Genomic DNA, 21,085 nt, shown 5'->3' on the forward strand with positions numbered 1-21,085 from the left:
AAGTATTTTTACTATTTAAATGTTTATCTCACTAAAGTAGGAGGAACCTCCATTGATTATAGAAAATCATCCATTTCAGATTAATTCAAAAGGACACCTAGAGATTGGAGGAATGGATGCAATGTTGCTGGTCGAAAAATATGGAACACCTTTATATGTATACGATGTATCAATTATAAGGGAGAATTGCAGATCATTTCTACAATCGTTTAAGGACTTGGATGTACAGGCTCAAGTTGCCTATGCAAGTAAAGCTTTTTCATCAATTGCTATGCTTCAGGTCATTAAACAGGAAAATTTAAGCTTGGATGTTGTCTCACAAGGGGAATTACATACAGCATTAAAAGCGGGGTTTCCAACTGAAAGAATACACTTACATGGAAACAATAAAAGCTATGATGAACTTTTGCTGGCGATTGAAAATAATGTTGGATGCATCGTTGTTGATAATTTTCATGAAATAGAGTTAATTGAGAGCATTTTACAAAACAATAATTATGAAATTAATGTATTATTACGGGTAACACCTGGTGTGGAATCAAATACACATCAGTATATAATGACAGGAAATGAAGACTCAAAGTTTGGATTTAGTTTACAAAATGGTCAAGCTGAACAAGGTTTTCTTCAGATGCATAAACATAATCAAATACATGTAAGAGGTTTGCATTGTCACATTGGATCTCAAATTTTTGAAACAGATCGTTTCATGAAAACAATTGATCAATTGTTTGAGACGATTACCAATTGGAAAGAAAATCATCAGTATATTCCTGAAGTATTAAATGTTGGTGGTGGTTTTGGTATTCGTTATACCAACGAGGATAATCCACTTGAAGCAAGTGATTATGTTCAAGCCATTACAAATGCCATCAGTGGACATGCCAGTAGGTTGAGAATACCTATGCCAGAAATTTGGATTGAACCAGGGCGCTCTATTGTGGGGAATGCTGGTATAACATTATACACGATTGGATCAATGAAACATATTCCGGGAATTCGTACTTACATATCAGTAGATGGAGGAATGACGGATAATTTACGACCTGCATTATACCAAGCTAAGTACGAAGGAATAATAGCGAATAAAGCTAATGAAGAAGTTATAGCGGAAAGTTCTATCGCTGGGAAATGCTGTGAATCAGGTGACATGTTAATATGGAATCTGCCCATTCCTGAGGTCAGACCGGGTGATACCTTAGCCGTATTTTCAACTGGTGCCTACGGATATTCGATGGCGAACCATTATAATCGGTTTCCAAATCCTGGAGTTGTATTTGTGGAAAATGGGATAGATAAGTTAGTAGTGAAACGGGAAACCTATCAGGATCTTAGTAAAAATGACTTATCCTATGAATAATAAAAAATGGTTAGTTATTTGAATAAAATTGATAAAGTGATAAGATAAGGAATGTGTTATTTTCAATTTAATTAAAAAAGATGGTCAAAGGTGCCAAACTAGAAACAAGGTCGGTTAAGTTCGCAGGCGTCCTCGAAAATAAAAAACAATTTTCTTCGTGCGATGTTTTTTCAGGGGGAGCTTTCTTTATCTTGTTGTAACGTCGACACTAGTACGTCCTGTGCGCCGAATTTCAAGGTGGCGAAGTCATGAGGACCGGAAAAGACCAGCCAACGAAGAAATTCGTAGTGTATCATTTGGTGACTTTTTGAACAATCATTTAAAGGGGATATGAAAAATGGCGAAAAAAGGATTTATTTTGATGGATAATGGAAATAAAATAGAATTTGAACTTTTTCCAAATGAAGCTCCAGGTACTGTGGCAAATTTTGAAAAACTAGCAAATGAAAACTTTTATGATGGGTTAACATTTCACCGTGTAATTGATGGTTTTGTTAGCCAAGGTGGTTGCCCTAAAGGAAATGGTACAGGATCTGCTGGATACACAATAAAATGTGAAACAGAAGGAAATCCACATAAACATGTAGAAGGATCATTGTCGATGGCACATGCTGGTAAAGATACGGGAAGTAGCCAATTTTTCATCGTGCATGATACTCAACCGCATCTTAATGGTGTTCATACTGTTTTTGGACAAGTTACTTCCGGAATTGAGCATGCCAAAGCAATGAACAATGGTGATGAAATGAAAGAAATGAAAATTTTTAACGACTAAATTACAAGTAATTGTCCATGACAAATTGGTAAAATAGTAGTATGATTTAAATGAAATAAGTTAATGCTGTTAAAGGATGAAGACGCTTTGAGTCAACGTAAAAAAAATTGGATCCTATTTTCATTGTTAGTTACTTTAGGCAGTATTTGGGGTATAGCATATTGGCTTATATTTGTTTTTTAGTTTTGCACTGAAAGTTGACAAATAGTGCAGAGTAAGGCATAACTATATATACACTCCTGCGAGGATGATTTAATAATGAGTAAAGGTACAAAAATATATTTTTGCTCTCCATGGTAGGTAAGTTATTTTCATAATGAGGGGTATCTATGTTAATTAGGTTTAAGAAAAATCTTGAAAAAATTGCGATGGGTTTACTTTCCTTTATGCCAGAAGAAAAGGAAGTAAAAAAATTGCAACAAACAATTAAAGAATATGAAACCAATGCAAATTGGCATCTTTATTTATGGAAAGATGAGGATGTAATTGGTGCAATAGGTGTACGGATTGAGGATGATATTAATGCAGTAATCCAACACATATCTGTAAGTCCTTCACACCGTAATTTGGGTATTGGTAAAAAGATGGTATACGAGGTAAATAAGGTTTATCAAAATAAATATGCCGTTTGTGCAGATGATCTAACACAGCAGTTTTATAATAAATGCGATGAGGCTATAAATGAGGATGAATAAGCCAACAGCCAGCTCACGAAAGTAAATGGGCTGGCTGTTGGTATAATTTATTTGTCTTGCCTTATTGCAGCTTAACGGGCAGTGACCTACACCCAAAAATTATTATAAAACGAATATATAGGTGAGAGATAACTGTTCGTACAAGCTAAGGTTGGTTCAACTACATTCAGTGTGAGAAAAAAATCAGAAACTGAATGTAGTTTCACCTTATGAAAACTACATCCATGCAGCTCCAACAATGATGAGAAGAATGAACAATACAACGATTAACGCAAATCCACCGCCATAAGAATTACTCATAATAAAATTCCTCCTTTTTGTAAATGTTTCAACTAACATTTATCTTACGTTAATAACTTATGTTGACATGGGTCATAGTGTATAGGCGAATTGTACAATAATGCTTAATAATTTTTTTTAGGAAGGAAGTAAGTGACGTGAATCAAGCATACCAGGTGAAATTAGATGCATTTGAAGGACCGCTTGATTTATTACTTCATTTAATAAAGCAGTATGAAGTTGATATTTATGATATTCCAGTCGCAACCATTACGGAACAATATATGCAATATATACATACTCTACAGCGTTTGGAATTAAACATTGCTAGTGAATATCTTGTCATGGCAGCTACATTAATAGCTTTAAAGAGCCAAATGTTATTACCAGATGAACCAATTGATGAAGAAGACGAAGCATATATGGAAGATCCTCGAGCGGAATTAATGCATCGTCTGATTGAATATAGAAAATACAAAGAAGCTGCAGAAACATTGAAAGAAAAGGAATTAGAATCCAATGAGATATACATGCGAGAGCGTGCTGTTTTAAATCAGGTAGACATTAATCAGCCAATGCTGAATGATGATACATCTATTTATGATATGTTAGGCGCCTTAAACAAATTGTTTGAACGTAAAAGGTGGACTGAACCTTTAGATACAACAATCAAAAAAATGGATATACCAATTGGACAGCGAATGACAGAAGTGTTAGATACTGTTAGAAAGTCAAAGCAAGGAATTTCCTTTTATGATCTATTTGTCTATCAATCTCGTGCACATATAGTAGTTACGTTTATAGCATTATTAGAATTAATGAAGACGAAAAAGGTATACTGTGAACAAAAAAGACATTTTGAATTGTTACAGGTTTTCTATATGGAGGAAAAATAGTGGGAAATACGGAACACAAAGCAATTGTTGAAGGGTTATTATTTGCAAGTGGGGACACGGGCATCACAGTAAAACAGCTTGCAAAAATAATAGAAATAAATCCGATAACGATTGAACATATAGTAGAAGAATTAAAGTTTGATTACGGACATACGGATCGCGGAATCACGATTATGCAATCACATGATACGTTCCATCTTACAACTAAGCCACAACACAGCCAATATTTTCAAAAGTTATTTGAAAGTCCAAAAATGAACAGGATGTCACAAGCTGCACTCGAAACGCTTGCAATTATTGCGTATAAGCAACCAATTACACGAACAGAAATAGAAGAAATCCGTGGAGTGAAAAGTGATCGATCTGTTCAGACATTGCTAGCTAGGTCTCTAATAGAAGAGGTTGGACGTAAAGAAAGTATTGGACGCCCAGTATTGTTTAGCACAAGTAAAGAATTTTTAACCTATTTTGGATTATCATCCGTTGAGGAACTGCCACCACTACCAGAGAACTTAGGAGACAGCAGTGTAGAACAAGAGGCAGATTTATTTTTCGAGAAACTAACCAAGGATTAGAAAATAAATAACATAACGTTATTGCGGTTAGGCGGATTGTAAAACCCTCACTGAATGAAGTTTCACTTTATTAACCCGTTAGCTAATTTAAAGCTAACGGGTTTTTCTATGCACGGATAAGATTAGTGGATATTAGTATAAGTGTAACTAAGACTTACAGTATTAAAGCTTGGTGGACAAGTTTTCTAAAAAGGTTCATATCGAGGGTGTCCAAGCATACAATATACAGACTAAAGTTCTTGGGAGGATCCCTTTATGCGAATGGCACTTTTTTCTTGTTTTCTAATAGGATTGATATTACTATCCCCTCTACATGGAATAGCGAAGCCTGGTATTTCAGCTATAAATGCAGTGTTGATAAACGAAAGTACTGGTGAAGTATTATATGAAAAGAAGGCTCATGAGAAACAAAAAATTGCAAGTATTACCAAAATAATGACAGCTATTATAGCAATTGAATCAGGTAAAATGGATGAAACCGTAAAAGCAAGTAAACGTGCAGTTTATACAGAAGGCTCATCTATCTATTTAAAGCAAGGGGAAAAAATGCTGTTAAAAGATCTAGTTTACGGGTTAATGTTACGTTCTGGTAATGATGCTGCAGTTGCAATTAGTGAACACGTTGGAGGAAGTCTAGAAGGGTTTGTCTATTTAATGAATAAAAAGGCACGGTGGATTGGAATGACGAATACACATTTCGAAAACCCTAGTGGACTTGATGGAGAAGAACATTACTCAACAGCCTACGATATGGCATTGCTAATGCGCTATGCAATGGATAATAAAATCTTTGAAAAAGTAACAAAAACAGAAATGTATAAATCCGAAGCTCGAGATTATGCTTGGAGAAACAAAAATAAACTACTTACAACCTATTATGCATATTGTACAGGCGGTAAAACTGGCTATACAAAAAGTGCTGGACGGACTTTAGTTTCAACTGCTAGTAAAGACGGTACAGATTTAATAGTTGTAACATTACAGGACCCCAATGATTGGATTGATCATATCAATTTATACGAATGGGGTTTTGAGAATACAGATAAACCAACTATGGCTTCACCTAATGATGCTAGTAGATTTTTAGCAGTTTTTGGGAATATATATAGACAAATTATTGGAATAGATGTGAATGGTTAATCTTATTTGGGCTTGCATGGCAATGATCGGTATTGTTTATGCCATGTTTAATGGCACAATGGACAATGTAAATAAAGCATTATTTGAAAGCGCAAATAATGCAGTTACATTGTCCATTGGATTAATTAGTGTCCTAGTATTTTGGCTTGGTATAATGAAAGTAGCTGAATCGGCAGGAGTACTGAAATTTTTGATTCGACTATTCAGACCAATAGTTGAAAAGATTTTTCCGGATATTCCAAGAGACCACCCAGCTATGGGTTATATATTGTCGAATATAGTGGCAAATATGTTTGGTCTAGGAAATGCCGCTACACCAATGGGGATAAAGGCAATGGAACAGATGAAGGTATTAAGCGGAACGGATACCGCGTCTAGATCAATGATTACGTTTTTAGCAATTAATACGTCTAGCTTGACATTAATCCCAACAACCGTCATCGCTATTCGGATGCAATATGATTCTGTTTCTCCAACCGAAATAGTTGGAACTACGATTATAGCTACGATTGTGTCAACGTTAAGTGCACTTATTATCGATCGGTATTATTATTATAAGAGTGTGAGGAGAGGTAATAAATGAGCTATATAACAACAGTTAGTGCCTGGCTTATCCCTTGCTTTATCTTAATTGTGTTGTTGACTGCAACGTATAAGCGAGTACCCACATATGAAACATTTGTTGAAGGAGGTAAAGAGGGTGTCAAACTGGCATTTTCTCTACTTCCTTTTTTAGTGGGAATGATCGTTTCTATTGGCATTTTGCAAGCATCAGGTGCAATGACAGCTTTTATTCATTTAATTGAACCAATATTAGTAGCTATAGGTGTTCCTCCTGAGATAATCCCACTTGCGCTTGTACGACCAATATCAGGGACAGCTGCATTAGGCATGACGACGGATTTAATCGAAACGTTTGGACCAGACTCCTTTATTGGGAGGTTGGCGTCTACCATGCAAGGTAGTACAGATACAACATTATATATTTTGACTGTCTACTTTGGTGCAGTTGGCATTAAAAAAATGCGTTACGCACTAAAGGTTGGACTATTAGCCGATTTAATTGGTATAATAGCGTCAATCGTAATTGTAACGATTGTGTTTGGATAAGATAAGAATGTAGCGTTAGCATACTGTTAACGCTATTGTTATGTTAACGATTTTTAGTAAAATTATAGGAAATTTGGTGATTTCATGACAAACTCATTAGAAAGAATACAAAAAATTATTGCCCAAAGTGGTGTAACGTCAAGAAGAAAAGCGGAACAAATGATTCTTGATGGGAAGGTAAAAGTGAACAATAAAACAGTGACAGAACTTGGGACAAAGGCTTCTCCGACTGATGAAATTGAAATAGATGGGGTTCCGTTACAAAAGGAAGCTCCAGTATATTACATGCTTTATAAACCAAGAGGAGTTATTTCGAGTTTAAAAGATGATAAAAATAGAACGATTGTTACTGACTTTTTAGAGGATGTTAAAGAACGGGTCTTTCCTATTGGACGTTTAGACTATAATACATCAGGCATACTTCTATTAACGAATGATGGGGAATTTGCAAACCTACTCATGCATCCAAAACATGAGGTCAATAAAGTATATGTTGCCAAGGTTAGTGGCATACCAGAGAAAAGCGAGCTTAATATTCTTCGCAAAGGAATCAAGGTGGATAATGATTTACTACGAGTTGTAAGTTATAAAATATTATCAACGGATAAAAGTAAAAATGCTTCTATTATAGAATTAACATTAACTGAAGGTAAAAACAGGCACATAAGAAGAATGATGGAGCAGATAGGCTTTCCAGTGAAAAAGCTTAAACGAGAAAGGTATGGAGTGTTAACCCTGCATGGACTCCAATCGGGGGACGCAAGGCCATTAACCCCACATGAAGTCAAGCAAATGCGGCATATCGCAAGTGAAATTGTTAAAGAATAGTCAAATTTGACTGTTGTTTCGCATGGTATAATGACTTGGGAGTGGATATCGTGAATGTAGATGATATAAAAGCAAATAAAAGAAGAAAAAAACGAAATCGTTTAATCTTTCGTACAGTTGTATTAGTAATTTTGCTTGCGGCAGTCGCTTATGCACTAGTTTCAAATTTAAGTAAGGATACGACAAAAATTGATGTGGGATCACAGGCGCCTAATTTTAAGTTGGAACAAGTTAACAAAAATAACGAACTTGAGACTGTGAAATTAAGTGATTTAGAAGGTAAAGGTGTTATGTTGAATTTTTGGGCTACATATTGCAAACCATGTGAAGCCGAGATGCCATACATGGAAAAATTATATCCTGAGTATAAAGAGAAAGGGATTGAAATTGTTGCGGTAAGCTTGGATGCTACAGAATTGGTAATCAATCGTTTCATTGATCAATATGACTTAACTTTTCCGATTCCACACGATGATACTGGTCAAGTAATGGATTTATATGGAGTTGGACCTATTCCAAGTACATTTTTCATCAATCCAGAGGGTGAAGTGGTGGAAATTGTTGAAGGTGCATTGACGCTTGAAAGTTTAGAAGGATATTTAAAAAAAATTCAGCCCGAGTAAATTCTTAACACTACTATTGTGAGGGATACGAATGAATAAAATAAAATGTGAATGTGGGCACGTGAATCCTGAGGGAACAGTGCTTTGTGAAGCATGTGGGAAGCCAATTGAAGGAAACCAACATATTGATGGAAATGACAAAACTAAGCTGTTAAATATGCGATATGACGGGAGTGCTCGTCGGTCACAAACATATAAAAAGTCAATAATTGATAAAATATGGAACTTTTTCTCCTCTGTAAAAGTAGGAGTATGGCTGATTGTTTTAACATTAGTCGCATCAGCGATAGGAACAATTTTCCCACAGGAACAGTATATTCCTGCAAATGCAGTTTCTAGAGATCCTGCAATTTACTATGAAAGTACATATGGAATTTTTGGACAGATATATTATCAGTTAGGGTTCTATGATCTCTATAGTTCATGGTGGTACATGCTATTAGTCGCACTCATTGGTATTTCATTAGTAATTTGTAGTATTGATCGCTTTGTGCCATTATATAAAGCTTTAAAAACACAAAAAGCTAAGAGGCATGAGACATTCTTAAATAGACAACGTTTATATAGCAAATCAGAAAATGTTACAGATGCAGAAAAACAACAAATAGTTGAGTCATTAAAGAAACAACGATATAAGGTTCGTAATGAAAAAGGTCACATTCTGGCTGAAAAAGGAAGGTTCTCTAGATGGGGACCTTATGTTAACCACATTGGATTAATAATTGTTTTAATCGCAGCGATCCTTCGAATGACTACACCAATGTATATAGATGAGTACATGTGGCTCCGGGAGGGAGAACAACAAGTCATTCCTGGAACCCATGGTGAATATTATGCAAAAAATAAAAATTTTATACTAGAAACTTACGATAAAGATAATGAACGTTTCAAGGAAGCAATCAAAAAAGAGGGAGTAGTTGCAAAAAACTTTGAAACGGAACTAGTTATTTATCAAGAAAAGGCAGAATCTGTCACAGGTGCAGAACCTAAGCTGGAAAAAATTAAAGAGAACAGCATAAAACTAAATCATCCATTAAAATTCGACGGTTATACATTGTATCAGGCGGGCTACCAAAAAAATGAGTTTACAAGTATGTCATTTAAGATACATGAAACCGATGATCAAAATGAAACTGCTTTAGGGTCATTTACGATTGATCTTACAGAGCCGAAATCAGAATATAACTTAGACAATGGATTCCGTGTAGAAATTGATCAATACTATCCTGAATACTACCTAGATGATGGAGAGCCTAGATCAGAATCGAAGTATGCAAGAAATCCAGCATTTGTGTTTTTTATCTATCCACCAAATAGTGATGAACCTGAAGTAAGTTTTGTAGGTATTCGTAAAAATATTGATGCTACTGGTGAAAATGAATACAAATTAGGATTACAAGATTTTGAATTGCGGGATGTTAGTGGTATTACTGTTCGAAGAGATTATACGTTGCCATTATTTGTTATTGGTGCAATCATCTTTATGATTGGTGTCATTCAGGGTATGTATTGGCAACATCGAAGAATTTGGATCCATCCTAATAAAGGTAACCTGTTAATAGCTGCACATACAAACAAGAATTGGCATGGTGTTAAAAATGATATTGAAAAATCGATAGCTAACACCAATGTTAAAATGGTTAACGATCAACAAGAATTACCTGATTAAACAGTTCGTTTTGAAGGAGGATTTACATGGACACAATGATAAATATAAGTAGTACGATGTTGTATGCAGCATTTTTCTTATATTTACTTGCTACATTTTTCTTTGGTGCAACCATACGTGACAAGCGTAGTAAGGGAAGTAAAGGGAAAGCTGGAACAATTGGTATCACCATAACAATTATAGGTTTTTCAGCTCAAATCGTATATTTCATCACGCGCTGGATTGCTAGTGGACACGCCCCAGTAAGTAACTTATTTGAATTTGTTACGTTCTTTGGAATGGCCATGGTATTTGCGTTTATTATTCTGTATTTCATCTACAAAGTTAGTATTTTAGGATTGTTCGCTTTGCCAATTGCCTTAATCGTAATTGCTTATGCTAGCATGTTCCCAACTGAAATATCACCATTGGTACCGTCTTTACAAAGTCACTGGCTGTATATTCATGTGACAACCGTATCATTGGGTGAAGCAATATTGTCTATCAGCTTCGTAGTTGGGTTAATTTACTTAATTCGTACAATTGATCAATCAAAAAGCAGTAAGCGAACAACATGGCTTGAACTTGTATTGTTCTCGCTACTTATTTTTATTGGTTTTAGTTTAGTAAATGTGATTTTCAATGTCGCTGGATATGAAGCGCAATTTGAATACACTACAAATAATACAACAGTAACAGCAGATTATACTTTACCAGCAATTGCTGGTCCATATGAGGGTACACTAGTTACGGAAGGTGTGATGCAGCCATGGTTCGATGCTCCATCATGGATGCACGGTGTTGATGCTGGAAGAAAGTTTAATACGTTAATTTGGTCTGTATTTGCTGGAATAGTCTTATACGGCCTGTTACGCATAGTTTTACGTAAAAGAATCGGTGCAGCAATACAACCAGCGTTAATGAAAACGAAACCTGACTTATTAGATGAAATATCTTATCGTGCAGTTGCTATAGGGTTCCCTGTGTTTACACTGGGTGGTATTATATTCGCCTCCATTTGGGCACAAATAGCGTGGGATAGATTCTGGGGATGGGATCCAAAAGAGGTTTGGGCCTTAGTGACTTGGTTTTTCTATGCAGCATTTCTACATCTACGACTATCAAGAGGATGGCATGGTGAAAAGTCAGCGTGGCTTGCAGTTGGTGGATTTGCAATCATCATGTTTAACTTAATTGCAGTTAACCTTGTTTTAGCAGGACTGCATTCATACGCTTAAATTTTATTACATTGAATGAAGTATAAAACAGGGCATTGTTATTCATCAGGATAAATAGTGCCTTGTTTTTCATATCGTGATCTAATGAGGAGGAATCACATGGATGAAAATGCAAAAGTATTGGTGGTAGACGATGAGGACAGAATACGTCATCTAATTAAAATGTATTTGGAGCGAGAAGAATTTATTGTTGAAGAAGCTGATAATGGGACAGATGCATTAGAGCTGGCATTAGAAAATGATTATGATGTTGTCCTATTGGATATTATGATGCCTGGTATGGATGGAATAGAAGTCTGCCAGGAATTAAGAAAAGAAAAACAAACTCCTGTTATCATGTTGACTGCAAAGGGAGAAGAAGCCAATCGGGTTCAAGGATTTGAAGTGGGGACAGATGATTACATTGTGAAACCATTTAGCCCCCGAGAAGTTGTTTTACGTGTCAAGGCTATACTTAGAAGATCATCATCACAAACAAATTTTAAAGAAAATGATTCTATACCAAAAGATATGCTTGTTTTCCCTCACTTATCAATTAATCATGATGCACACCGTGTATTAGCAGATGGTAAAGAGGTTAGCTTAACACCAAAAGAATATGAATTACTTTGTTTCCTTGCTAAAGCACCAGACAAAGTATTTAATCGGGAACAATTACTAAAAGAAGTCTGGCAATATGAGTTTTTTGGAGACTTACGCACAGTTGATACACATGTAAAACGGTTAAGAGAAAAGTTAAATAATGTATCCAGCGAGGCATCCAAGATGATTGTTACGGTGTGGGGCGTGGGATATAAATTTGAAGTAGATGATGTATAATGTTTTGGCGTAGTGTGGTCGGGAAACTAGCAGTTACCATTTTATTGCTAGTTTCTTTTGTATTATTTATTCTAACCATTTTTTTACTTGAATTCTTCGAGAACTTTCATATAGATGAGGCTGAAGAAGACTTACTCCAAACAGCAACAAAAGTATCTGTAATGGTTAAACAATACGAAAACGAAAACTTAGTTTACGAGACAACCAATCGTGTGAAAGAACCTTCTAGCCGAGTTGCCATTATTTTTAATGATGGAACGATTTGGGTTTCCAAAAGTAGTAATGATGATTTACCTGCACTTCAACCAGGGTGGATTAAGAATGATGACAGGTTAGCAAGAGTAATATCAGACGATCAACAGGTGAAAAAACAAATGACCCTTCCAAATAATGATAGTAAAGTCATGATAGTTGGCACCCCCGTTGGAAATGGGAGTGGGGCAGTATATGTTTATCAATCCTTGGAGGTAGTGGACAAGACAAAAGCTGAAACAACGAAAATCATATTTCTAGCTGCTGGAATAGCCATTATTTTAACTACTATTTTTGCATTTTTTTTATCAACAAGAATTACTTCTCCTTTAATTAAAATGCGTGAGGCAGCTTTTGATTTAACAAGGGGAGAGTTTAATACAAAAGTTCCCATTTTAACACATGATGAAATTGGTGAACTAGCCATGGCATTCAACCGGATGGGAAGACAATTAAAATTTCATATTAATGCCTTACGTCAAGAAAAAGAACAGCTGTCTAGTATCGTTAGTTCCATGGCTGATGGAGTAATAACGTTGAATCGTAATGGGGATATGATTGTTACCAATCCACCTGCTAAACAATTTATTGAAAGCTGGTATTTTGAAAATAGTAAGCAATTAACAGAATCACACAATCAACTACCTGAAGAATTAAACCTAATTTTACAGGGTGTAATTAAAAGTGAAAAGGCAGCCATACATGAGATAAGTTTGCAAGGAAGAAACTGGGTTATGATTATGACGCCATTATATGATCAATCCTACGTACGTGGCGCTGTTGCAGTTATTCGTGATATGACTGAAGAACGACGCTTAGACAAACTTCGCAAGGATTTCATAGCCAATGTTTCCCATGAGCTGCGGACACCGATTTCGATGTTACAAGGGTATAGTGAAGCAATAGTAGATGATGTAGCAGAAACCAAAGAAGATAAAAATGATTTGGCAAAAATAATTCATGAAGAATCATTGCGCATGGGCCGTTTGGTAAATGAGTTATTGGATCTTGCTAGAATGGAAGCAGGACATATCCAATTAAATATGGAAAAAGTCGACGCGTACAGTTATATAAATCGTATCATCAAGAAATTCAATGGTATATCACTGGATAGAAAAATAGATTTAAGTTTACAATCTACTACCAGTAAAGATTCATTTATTACTATTGACCCAGATCGAATGGAACAAGTTTTTACTAATTTAATTGACAATGCTATAAGGCATACAACTGAAAATGGATTTGTAAATGTTTTAGTTGAAATAAATAATGACGAATTGCACGTTTCCATTGAGGATAGTGGCAGTGGGATTCCTGAAGAGGATATACCTTTTGTTTTTGAACGGTTTTACAAGGCTGATAAGTCGAGAACTAGAAACAAGGAGAAAAAAGGTACTGGATTAGGTCTAGCAATTGCTAAAAATATTATTGATGCCCATCAAGGAACAATATCGGTAAAAAGCAAACTTAATGAAGGAACAACCTTTACCTTTAAAATTCCTCTGTCATAATCAGATAAAATTGCTTAATTCGGTCTAGTTTGGTAAGATAAGAATTGTACAATAATTGAATAAAAATCGTGAAAAGGGTGCTTATGCTTAATAGGGAATCTAGTGGAAAACTAGAACTGTCCTCGCAACTGTAAGTGGTGTACGAAATAGGCGAATCCACTGTATGTAACCATATGGGAAGGGCTTAGAGTAGGGTGATATCACAAGTCAGTAGACCTGCCTTTTTCTGATGTTTCAATGCTTCGAGGATAAAAGCGACTTGAGATAACCCGAATAGTAGTATGTATATATATAATTGTTCGATTGTCTTATTTAGATTTAGCTAACTCTCAGGTGAAGAGTTAGCTTTTTTGATTTTAATACAACGTTCATCTATGTTTATATCGGATATCTAACGCCTAAATCTTCACAATAAAAAATTGGGGGTTTTAGAAGATGAGTAAGGTTAAACTTTTTCTAGTGTCATTTATAGCTGTTATTGTTGTTTTAGGAGGATGTAGTTCTGAAGGCACTAACAATGAACAATCAAATGCTACAAATGAGCAAACAGAATCTACTGAAACTACTACTTCTGACCAAGAAAATCAAGAGGAAGATGTAGTAACCATTGCTATTACGAAAAGTAAAGGGGAAGAAACGGTTAAAGAAAAAGAAATTGCGATAGAAGATGGGGCAATTCTTTACGATGTTATGAAGGAAAACTTTGAAGTTAAAGATGACGCAGGTTACATTACATCCATTGAAGGAATTGAGGCAAAGGAAAGTGAACAAATGGCTTGGATGGTCTTCGTTAATGATGAGATGGCAAGTGTTGGAGCAAAAGAGCTTGAATTAACACCTGGTGATTCCGTTAACTTCGATTTACAATCTTGGGAATGACGTTAAATGAACAACCATAAAATGAATACCTATAAATTAACATTACTTGCACTATTGGCAGCGCTTGGTGTAGTCGGTAGATTTGCGTTTTCATTTTTGCCTAACGTGCAACCGGTTACGGCAATTATCATCGTCTGCGGTTTATTTTTAGGACCAGTCGCTGCCATGACGTTGGCAGTATTAACTACATTTCTAACTAATATGATACTGGGAATGGGTTTATGGACCATCTGGCAGATTGTAGCATGGGCCATAATTGGATTGATTAGTGGATTAATTGGCAAATATAGAAAGAAGCATTCAATCATGTTGCTAACTATTTATGCTGTATTCTGTGGCTATTTGTATGGATTTGTTCTTTCGCTAACTACATATACAATAGCAGGTGAATTTCTTCCTTATTATTTGGCTGGACTTCCTTTTGATACAGCACATGCAGTTGGAAACGGAGTATTTATAGTTTTACTTTATCCAATTATATCTTATTTCTTTGAAAGATATGCAAAGGAACGATTTCCTCTTCAAAATACCAACTAAACTGGGTTGGTATTTTTTCTTTTTTTGATTATAGTTATAGAGATTGTTCAGAAAGTCATCAAATGATAAACGGCGAATTTTTACGTTCCTTAAAAAAGAAGAATACTTTTTCTGCGTGCGAAGTAATGCTTCGGGGGTGATTTTAGTGCTCAGTTTTTCTGGTCCTCAGAAACCTTTGCGCCCACAGGACGTTTCGTTCTTTGTCGACTTTTTCAACAAGCACCTTATAGTAAGCTGTAACGTTTTGATTCATAGATACGACTAATAGTTGAATGGGGAATCGTTATGAAAGATATTTTTGAAGATTTGTATGATAACTATCATCGTGATTTGAATAAGTTTGTTTTTTACATGGTAAAAGATAAACAACTAACAGAAGATCTTGTTCAGGAAGTTTATATTAAAGTACTCAGCTCTTACCAAAACTTCCGGGGGGAGAGCAGTGAGAAGACGTGGTTGTTTTCTATTGCTAGGCATATTATAATTGATTATTTTCGTGCGCAAAAAAGAAAAAGAAATCGGATTTATGAATTTTTTGACTGGGCTGAAAAAGGTCCATCACTTTCAGATACGCAACCATTACCTGAAGAAATAGCTGTACAAAATGAGGATATACAAAAAATATATAGCTATCTAGATTATTGTACCCCCGCTCAAAAGAGTGTCATCATTTTAAGATACATACAATCATTTTCGATTAAAGAAACTGCAGAAATACTAGGTTTTAGTGAAAGTAAGGTAAAAACAACACAACATCGGGGACTAAAGATACTAAAAAAACTAATCAATAACAATGAACAGGAAGGGGGAGATGCATAATGGCGACATCCAATCAGCAAGAAGAACACATCAAAAAAGTATTAGAAGAAATGCCTGATATTATTCCTGATACTAAAAAAGAAGCGTTATATGAGCGCATCTCTACCCAAATGAATCGTCAACCAAAAAGGAAACAGAAAAGATTGATTTTAATTCCGGTATTCAGCACCATTTTTGTAGCATTGTTGGTTATTGTTATAGTGATGAACACTGGGGAATATACAACACTAAATGATGAAAACGCAGCAGATAAAATGAGTGATCAACAACATTCAACTTCACAGGAATCTGTGAGTGAAGGTGACAAAAGTACGCAGGAAAATCAACTAAGGAGTACTGTGGAAAATACTGATTCTAATTTAGTTATCCATGATATTAGTGATACCGAAATAATTGTTCATGGAGAGGTAACTGACAAAAATACGGGTTATGTCATTCCCGTATCTTTCATAACTCCAAGGGATCTTCATGCTAAACAAGTAATGCTAGCTGAAAATACATTATCCAAAATGTTTCATTCCAGTCAATTTAATCACAAAATTTTTACTAATGAAAAGAAACAAAGTGAAAGTAGTGAAGTTATAAAAAAAACGAGTTATAAAATATACACGGTGATAGATAGTAATAAAAAGTTCTTATTACCCATTACATTAGAAGAAAATACGGACTTTGAAATGGCATTACGTGAAATGGGAAGTACAGAAGAAGAAATCAATGTTAGTCAATCAATTCCAAGCAATGTCAAATTTACAACAAAAGAATTTGGAGACCAGATTCAATTGACGTTACAAGATAATACTTCTTTTGAAGATAATAATCATTATAAAAATATGATAGAAGCTATTCTAATATCAGCAAAGAGTTTTGGTTATAGAACTGTGAAATTTCAAAACCCTACCGTTGAACAGATAGGTCCCTATTATTTAAAAGAGGCTATTCATGTACCAATTGCTGTCAATCCGATAGATCCCCTTGGTTGATTTTTTAGATTGACTTTCCATTGGAGTCAATTTAATATAAAGATAAATAAAACGTTTCGAAAACGTTTTTTGATAGTTCTCTAACAAATATATGTAAAGTGATTGGTGAAGATGTGGTTTATGTAATGAAATAATTGCTCACTGGATGGAGATCCAGTAAAGACTGGCTCTTTGAAAAAAACCAGTTATGTTATTCATCTTCAAATCTTAACGGGTCTCCATCGAATTTTCTGTCAGAGATTTTAATGGAATCCGTTGGGCAACCTTCAAAAGCATCAACCATATCTTCTTCAAGCACTTCAGGTATTTCTTTTGTCCCCGCGTTATCATCAATCCCTACATAAGCGAGACCTTCATCGTCATAATCATATATGTCAGGTGCGGTAGCCCCACAGGCTCCACAAGCTATGCACGTTTCCTTATCAACAATTGTATAGTTAGCCATTCTAAATCCCCCATTATAAACAAAAGCTTTCCTTATCATTGTAAAACGGAATTTGAGACATTTCAACTAATGAAGAAAATCATTAAAACTTTACTTTCTAGGAGTTATGACATGTTAGCAGAAGGGATTTTATTAAAATGTAGCTTACAGTTCAATCAAAGTCGTACAAGTTCAGCTATCTATCATTTGATTACAGGAAAAAAATCCATACAAACTGTACAGGATGCACACATTTATCAATTGGAAAACTTTTATGGAATTAACCGCTCGTTACAAAAACGTGATTTTGATAAAATAATAAATACATTGGTTTCTAATAATCTTCTGGAGTTGGACGAATCAATGAGTTGTTCAGTTACTCCAAGTGGTATGGATTGGTTGAAAAAAAACCAAACTTGTTTGCATTTAGGTGATTATGACGGATTGCACTACCACACTGTTTCCTCGGCTTTTTATGATCGGCTGTTATTACTTATTCAAACGTTATCGAATAGCAGTAATAATCAATATTCATTTATCCCTGTTATTGATAAGCAACCGGTATTAGACTGGGTCAAACGGGTGTTTAATCAATTAAAGCGGAAAATGGAATCTTATTTTGAGCAGCTGCATCATGAGTTACATAAATTATTAAGTTCTTTTTCAAATAAAGAGGCATCTATCTATGTTGATCGTTTTTCAGGATACAATCATTACGGAAAAAGTAAAGAGCAATTGGCAAGTGACTATAAACAAGAAAAATTGGATATATCGTTTATTATCGAGCGAATGAATCACTACATGTTAAACCAGATTTATCTTAGTCCGAATAATTTTCCTGCAATTTTAATTCTTATGGAAGGCCTTGCAAATAAACAGTTTATTACTGATTCAGCGAAGAAAACATATCATTTATTACAAGAAAATTATTCGATTAATGAAATTGGACAAATAAGGAATTTAAAAGAAAATACAGTTTATGATCATGTAGTGGAAGTTGCGCTTTTTACTCATGATTTTCCAGTATTAAACTATCTGTCTAAAGATCAACAACAACAGATTCTGACTGCGGTTTATGAAGAAAGTACAAATAAATTAAAAGCAATAAAGCAAATGGTTGATCAGCGCATTAGTTATTTTCAAATTCGATTGGTCTTAGCAACTATGCAACGTGCAGGTGAACAAAATGAATGAGATGATAGATTCGAGTTTAGTTCTAGAACATAAATTAAAGGATTATTTTGGTTTTACAACATTTCGAACTGGACAAATGGAAATTATCAGAGATGTTATGCAAGGGAAAGACGTGTTAGGAATCCTTCCAACAGGAATGGGCAAATCGCTTTGTTATCAGTTACCTGCTAAACTTTTAGAAGGTACGACTATTGTCGTTTCACCATTAATTTCTCTGATGATGGATCAAGTTAAGGAGCTTAAAGCATCTAATTTTAAAGAGGTAATTGCACTAAATAGCTTTATCAATCCAAAAGAACGGAAAGTACTTTATCACCATTTAGAAAACTACAAGTTGATATATGTTTCACCAGAACTAATACAACAGACTGAATTGCTTGATCGTTTAAAACGATTAAGTGTAAATTTATTAGTCATTGATGAAGCACATTGCATCTCGCAATGGGGTCATGACTTCAGGCCGGATTATTTAAGACTAAGTGATGTTGTGGCTGAGCTGAATAATCCACCGATTCTTGCATTAAGCGCTACGGCCACAAAAGAAATTCAACTTGATATTAAAAAGGTTTTAAGAAGCCTAGATATGGTTGATCATATTTATCCAATGGATCGAGAAAATATTATTTTTTCGATAGAAAAAGTAACAAATGACATCGAGAAAAACGAAAAGGTAAAAAAATTGTTTGATCGTATTCGTGTGCCAACAATTATTTATTTTTCAAGTAGGATAGCTACTGAACAATTAACCAGTTTTTTATTGAAAGAACATCCGTCACTAAGAGTAGCTTTTTATCATGGCGGGATGGACACGATTGATCGTATTTCAGTACAACAGCAGTTTATGAATAATCAATTAGACGTTATATGTTGTACAAGTGCATTTGGCATGGGAATTAACAAAAAAGATATCCGATTAATTATTCACTATCATTTACCTCTTCAATTAGAATCCTTCATTCAGGAGGTAGGAAGGGCTGGACGTGATGGTGAAGAGAGTGTTAGCCTTTTACTTTACTCGGATCATGATCATTATCTACCGTCAAACTTACTAAAAAAAGAACTTCCACGAGAAGATGATCTTACGTTCGTATTTCAGCAATTAAATGCTTTATACAAACAAAAAGAACAACTGCCACACAAAATTGAGCAGCTTGAACAAATCTTTCATCTAAATGAAATTCAATGGAGATTTTTACACTACCAATTTGAAAACCATGGTATGATAATAGGAAATCATATTGTATATCAAAAAGAAAAATGGAAGCAAGCTTTTCACGAGATTCAACACTTTATTAATAAGCGTCTTATTTTAAAGGAACAAAAATTACGTGCGATGATAGCTTGGATTGAGACAGAAAGTTGTTTACGAGAACAACTTTATAAGGGATTTCAATCAAATTACACGATTCCACTTCATTCATGTTGCAGCAATTGTGGATTTAATCTATCAAACTGGGGAATACAACAACAGGTGGCAGAACAAAACTATCACAATTGGGAAGAAAAGTTGCAGGCACTTTTTACAACCGGAGGAAAGAATGCGTAAACAAAGTGATATCATTAAACAATTGTCCGATCATGAACTAAGGGTTCAATTAATCATATCTCAATTATTACTCGTTCTTATCAGTATTATTTTAAGTTACTTTTTATTTAATTCTTTCACTGATTGGTTGAATTACTTTAAACTCTCTTATTACGATATTGTATGGTATGGATTAATTCCTGGTTTACTAATTGTGTTAATAGATTTGGTATGCATGTATATTTTTCCTGAGAAATATTATGATGATGGTGGGATAAACAAAAGAATTTTTCATGATCGATCTGTCGGGGGAATTTTCCTTTTAGCACTGATGGTGGCAATTGCAGAGGAATTATTGTTTCGGGGGGTAATACAAACTACATTTGGATACCTAACTGCTAGTATCGTTTTTGCCTTAATCCACTTTCGATATTTGAAGAAGCCTGTTTTACTCGTATCTATTTTATTTGTAAGCTTTTATATAGGATATATTTTTGTACTTACTGAAAACTTACTTGTAACCATCACGGCACATTTTATTATTGATTTTATTTTAGGTCTAGTAATTCGTTTTCAAAAAAGAGGTGCTAATTATGAGCAATAAAAACACTGAACGCGATGACCAGGCTAAAGAGCTTAGGAATTTGTTTAATGAGGTTCAAGGGCAGGGGAAAGAAACCAGTGCATTACCAAAAGAAGAAAATACAGATCGTGAGAATAGAGATTTTACCTTAGAAAATAGTTCAACTGAGATTGATAAATCCATACGTCAAATTGATATTTTAAATCTTCCACCACGCAAGGAAGTTCATGGCAGTAATAAGAAGCGAGCACGGATAAAAATTAGCCGTCCTTTTGCCCGGTTCAGTGTAGTTATTTTAATGATAGTTGCCATTATTTTTTCTTTATATTATGTGTGGGACGAAGAACTTATAAAATTGCCAATAAAGTTTTAGACATATTCAAAGAGTGCCACTG

At 34.8% G+C, this 21,085-nt stretch carries 24 protein-coding genes and 1 riboswitch; of the genes, 22 read left to right on the forward strand and 2 right to left on the reverse strand.

Translation table 11 applies throughout. The features are described from left to right. Positions 1–52: 52 nt before the first annotated feature. The 3 genes from lysA (at position 53) to AC3G7N_RS05400 (ending at position 2,830) form a co-directional block, all read left to right on the forward strand. Complete coding sequence (lysA, locus tag AC3G7N_RS05390) at positions 53–1,360, forward strand: diaminopimelate decarboxylase (protein WP_489421121.1); 1,308 nt, start codon at positions 53–55, stop codon at positions 1,358–1,360. Between the two features lie 337 nt (positions 1,361–1,697). Further along, positions 1,698–2,135, forward strand: a complete 438-nt coding sequence (locus AC3G7N_RS05395) for a peptidylprolyl isomerase (protein WP_489421122.1) — start codon at positions 1,698–1,700, stop codon at positions 2,133–2,135. Positions 2,136–2,464: 329 nt separating this feature from the next. After that, entirely contained in the window at positions 2,465–2,830 is a 366-nt protein-coding gene (locus AC3G7N_RS05400; protein ID WP_489421123.1) for a GNAT family N-acetyltransferase, read from the forward strand. 216 nt (positions 2,831–3,046) lie between these two features. Here the strand turns inward: AC3G7N_RS05400 and AC3G7N_RS05405 are convergent, their stop codons facing one another. Further along, complete coding sequence (locus AC3G7N_RS05405; protein ID WP_489421291.1) at positions 3,047–3,130, reverse strand: YjcZ family sporulation protein; 84 nt, start codon at positions 3,128–3,130, stop codon at positions 3,047–3,049. Positions 3,131–3,267: 137 nt separating this feature from the next. Here AC3G7N_RS05405 and AC3G7N_RS05410 point away from each other — a divergent pair, with 137 nt between their 5' ends. The 15 genes from AC3G7N_RS05410 (at position 3,268) to AC3G7N_RS05480 (ending at position 16,964) form a co-directional block, all read left to right on the forward strand. Further along, entirely contained in the window at positions 3,268–4,005 is a 738-nt protein-coding gene (locus AC3G7N_RS05410) for a segregation/condensation protein A (protein ID WP_489421124.1), read from the forward strand. Next, positions 4,005–4,580 carry an SMC-Scp complex subunit ScpB gene (gene scpB, locus AC3G7N_RS05415; protein WP_489421125.1) on the forward strand — a complete coding sequence of 192 codons (576 nt, stop codon included), beginning with the start codon at positions 4,005–4,007 and terminating at the stop codon, positions 4,578–4,580. The genes AC3G7N_RS05410 and scpB overlap by 1 nt, the downstream gene beginning before the upstream one ends. Before the next feature lie 255 nt (positions 4,581–4,835). Then, positions 4,836–5,720 carry a D-alanyl-D-alanine carboxypeptidase family protein gene (locus tag AC3G7N_RS05420; RefSeq protein WP_489421126.1) on the forward strand — a complete coding sequence of 295 codons (885 nt, stop codon included), beginning with the start codon at positions 4,836–4,838 and terminating at the stop codon, positions 5,718–5,720. After that, positions 5,713–6,303 carry a nucleoside recognition domain-containing protein gene (locus tag AC3G7N_RS05425; RefSeq protein WP_489421127.1) on the forward strand — a complete coding sequence of 197 codons (591 nt, stop codon included), beginning with the start codon at positions 5,713–5,715 and terminating at the stop codon, positions 6,301–6,303. Before AC3G7N_RS05420 ends, AC3G7N_RS05425 begins: the two co-directional genes overlap by 8 nt. Then, entirely contained in the window at positions 6,300–6,830 is a 531-nt protein-coding gene (locus AC3G7N_RS05430) for a spore maturation protein (RefSeq protein ID WP_489421128.1), read from the forward strand. The genes AC3G7N_RS05425 and AC3G7N_RS05430 overlap by 4 nt, the downstream gene beginning before the upstream one ends. A gap of 84 nt (positions 6,831–6,914) precedes the next feature. Beyond that, positions 6,915–7,658, forward strand: a complete 744-nt coding sequence (locus tag AC3G7N_RS05435; protein WP_489421129.1) for a pseudouridine synthase — start codon at positions 6,915–6,917, stop codon at positions 7,656–7,658. Positions 7,659–7,708: 50 nt separating this feature from the next. Continuing rightward, positions 7,709–8,281 (forward strand): thiol-disulfide oxidoreductase ResA, encoded by a 573-nt coding sequence (resA, locus tag AC3G7N_RS05440; protein WP_489421130.1) that lies wholly within the window; start codon positions 7,709–7,711, stop codon positions 8,279–8,281. A 31-nt stretch (positions 8,282–8,312) separates the two neighbouring features. Then, entirely contained in the window at positions 8,313–9,950 is a 1,638-nt protein-coding gene (gene resB, locus AC3G7N_RS05445; protein ID WP_489421131.1) for a cytochrome c biogenesis protein ResB, read from the forward strand. Between the two features lie 35 nt (positions 9,951–9,985). Next, positions 9,986–11,167 carry a c-type cytochrome biogenesis protein CcsB gene (ccsB, locus tag AC3G7N_RS05450; RefSeq protein ID WP_489421292.1) on the forward strand — a complete coding sequence of 394 codons (1,182 nt, stop codon included), beginning with the start codon at positions 9,986–9,988 and terminating at the stop codon, positions 11,165–11,167. A gap of 99 nt (positions 11,168–11,266) precedes the next feature. After that, positions 11,267–11,986 (forward strand): response regulator transcription factor, encoded by a 720-nt coding sequence (locus AC3G7N_RS05455; protein WP_489421132.1) that lies wholly within the window; start codon positions 11,267–11,269, stop codon positions 11,984–11,986. Next, the gene (locus tag AC3G7N_RS05460) at positions 11,986–13,749 is read left to right on the forward strand and encodes an ATP-binding protein (protein ID WP_489421133.1); all 1,764 of its coding nucleotides are present in this window, start codon (positions 11,986–11,988) and stop codon (positions 13,747–13,749) included. Before AC3G7N_RS05455 ends, AC3G7N_RS05460 begins: the two co-directional genes overlap by 1 nt. Positions 13,750–13,806: 57 nt before the next feature. Beyond that, a riboswitch (cobalamin riboswitch) is annotated at positions 13,807–13,987 on the forward strand. Between the two features lie 197 nt (positions 13,988–14,184). After that, positions 14,185–14,628: a DUF4430 domain-containing protein gene (locus AC3G7N_RS05465; RefSeq protein WP_489421134.1), complete on the forward strand. Its 444-nt coding sequence runs from the start codon at positions 14,185–14,187 to the stop codon at positions 14,626–14,628. Positions 14,629–14,634: 6 nt separating this feature from the next. Beyond that, the gene (locus tag AC3G7N_RS05470; RefSeq protein ID WP_489421135.1) at positions 14,635–15,165 is read left to right on the forward strand and encodes an ECF transporter S component; all 531 of its coding nucleotides are present in this window, start codon (positions 14,635–14,637) and stop codon (positions 15,163–15,165) included. A gap of 285 nt (positions 15,166–15,450) precedes the next feature. Next, a complete protein-coding gene (gene sigX, locus AC3G7N_RS05475) occupies positions 15,451–15,984 on the forward strand; it encodes an RNA polymerase sigma factor SigX (protein WP_489421136.1) in 534 nt (177 codons plus the stop codon). Beyond that, a complete protein-coding gene (locus tag AC3G7N_RS05480; RefSeq protein WP_489421137.1) occupies positions 15,984–16,964 on the forward strand; it encodes a hypothetical protein in 981 nt (326 codons plus the stop codon). Before sigX ends, AC3G7N_RS05480 begins: the two co-directional genes overlap by 1 nt. Before the next feature lie 190 nt (positions 16,965–17,154). On the opposite strand, the gene AC3G7N_RS05485 is transcribed toward AC3G7N_RS05480, so the two are convergent. Then, the gene (locus AC3G7N_RS05485; RefSeq protein WP_489421138.1) at positions 17,155–17,409 is read right to left on the reverse strand and encodes a ferredoxin; all 255 of its coding nucleotides are present in this window, start codon (positions 17,407–17,409) and stop codon (positions 17,155–17,157) included. A 111-nt stretch (positions 17,410–17,520) separates the two neighbouring features. Between AC3G7N_RS05485 and AC3G7N_RS05490 the strand changes: the two genes are divergently transcribed. Genes AC3G7N_RS05490 through AC3G7N_RS05505 form a run of 4 tightly spaced genes read left to right on the forward strand, consistent with a single transcriptional unit; the run spans position 17,521 to position 21,063 of the window. After that, the gene (locus AC3G7N_RS05490; protein ID WP_489421139.1) at positions 17,521–18,582 is read left to right on the forward strand and encodes a YpbB family protein; all 1,062 of its coding nucleotides are present in this window, start codon (positions 17,521–17,523) and stop codon (positions 18,580–18,582) included. Further along, positions 18,575–20,128: a RecQ family ATP-dependent DNA helicase gene (locus tag AC3G7N_RS05495; RefSeq protein WP_489421140.1), complete on the forward strand. Its 1,554-nt coding sequence runs from the start codon at positions 18,575–18,577 to the stop codon at positions 20,126–20,128. The genes AC3G7N_RS05490 and AC3G7N_RS05495 overlap by 8 nt, the downstream gene beginning before the upstream one ends. After that, the gene (locus AC3G7N_RS05500) at positions 20,121–20,711 is read left to right on the forward strand and encodes a CPBP family intramembrane glutamic endopeptidase (RefSeq protein ID WP_489421141.1); all 591 of its coding nucleotides are present in this window, start codon (positions 20,121–20,123) and stop codon (positions 20,709–20,711) included. Before AC3G7N_RS05495 ends, AC3G7N_RS05500 begins: the two co-directional genes overlap by 8 nt. Continuing rightward, positions 20,701–21,063: a hypothetical protein gene (locus AC3G7N_RS05505; protein ID WP_489421142.1), complete on the forward strand. Its 363-nt coding sequence runs from the start codon at positions 20,701–20,703 to the stop codon at positions 21,061–21,063. The genes AC3G7N_RS05500 and AC3G7N_RS05505 overlap by 11 nt, the downstream gene beginning before the upstream one ends. Positions 21,064–21,085 lie beyond the last annotated feature (22 nt).

The sequence above is a fragment of the Virgibacillus carmonensis genome (assembly GCF_057836705.1).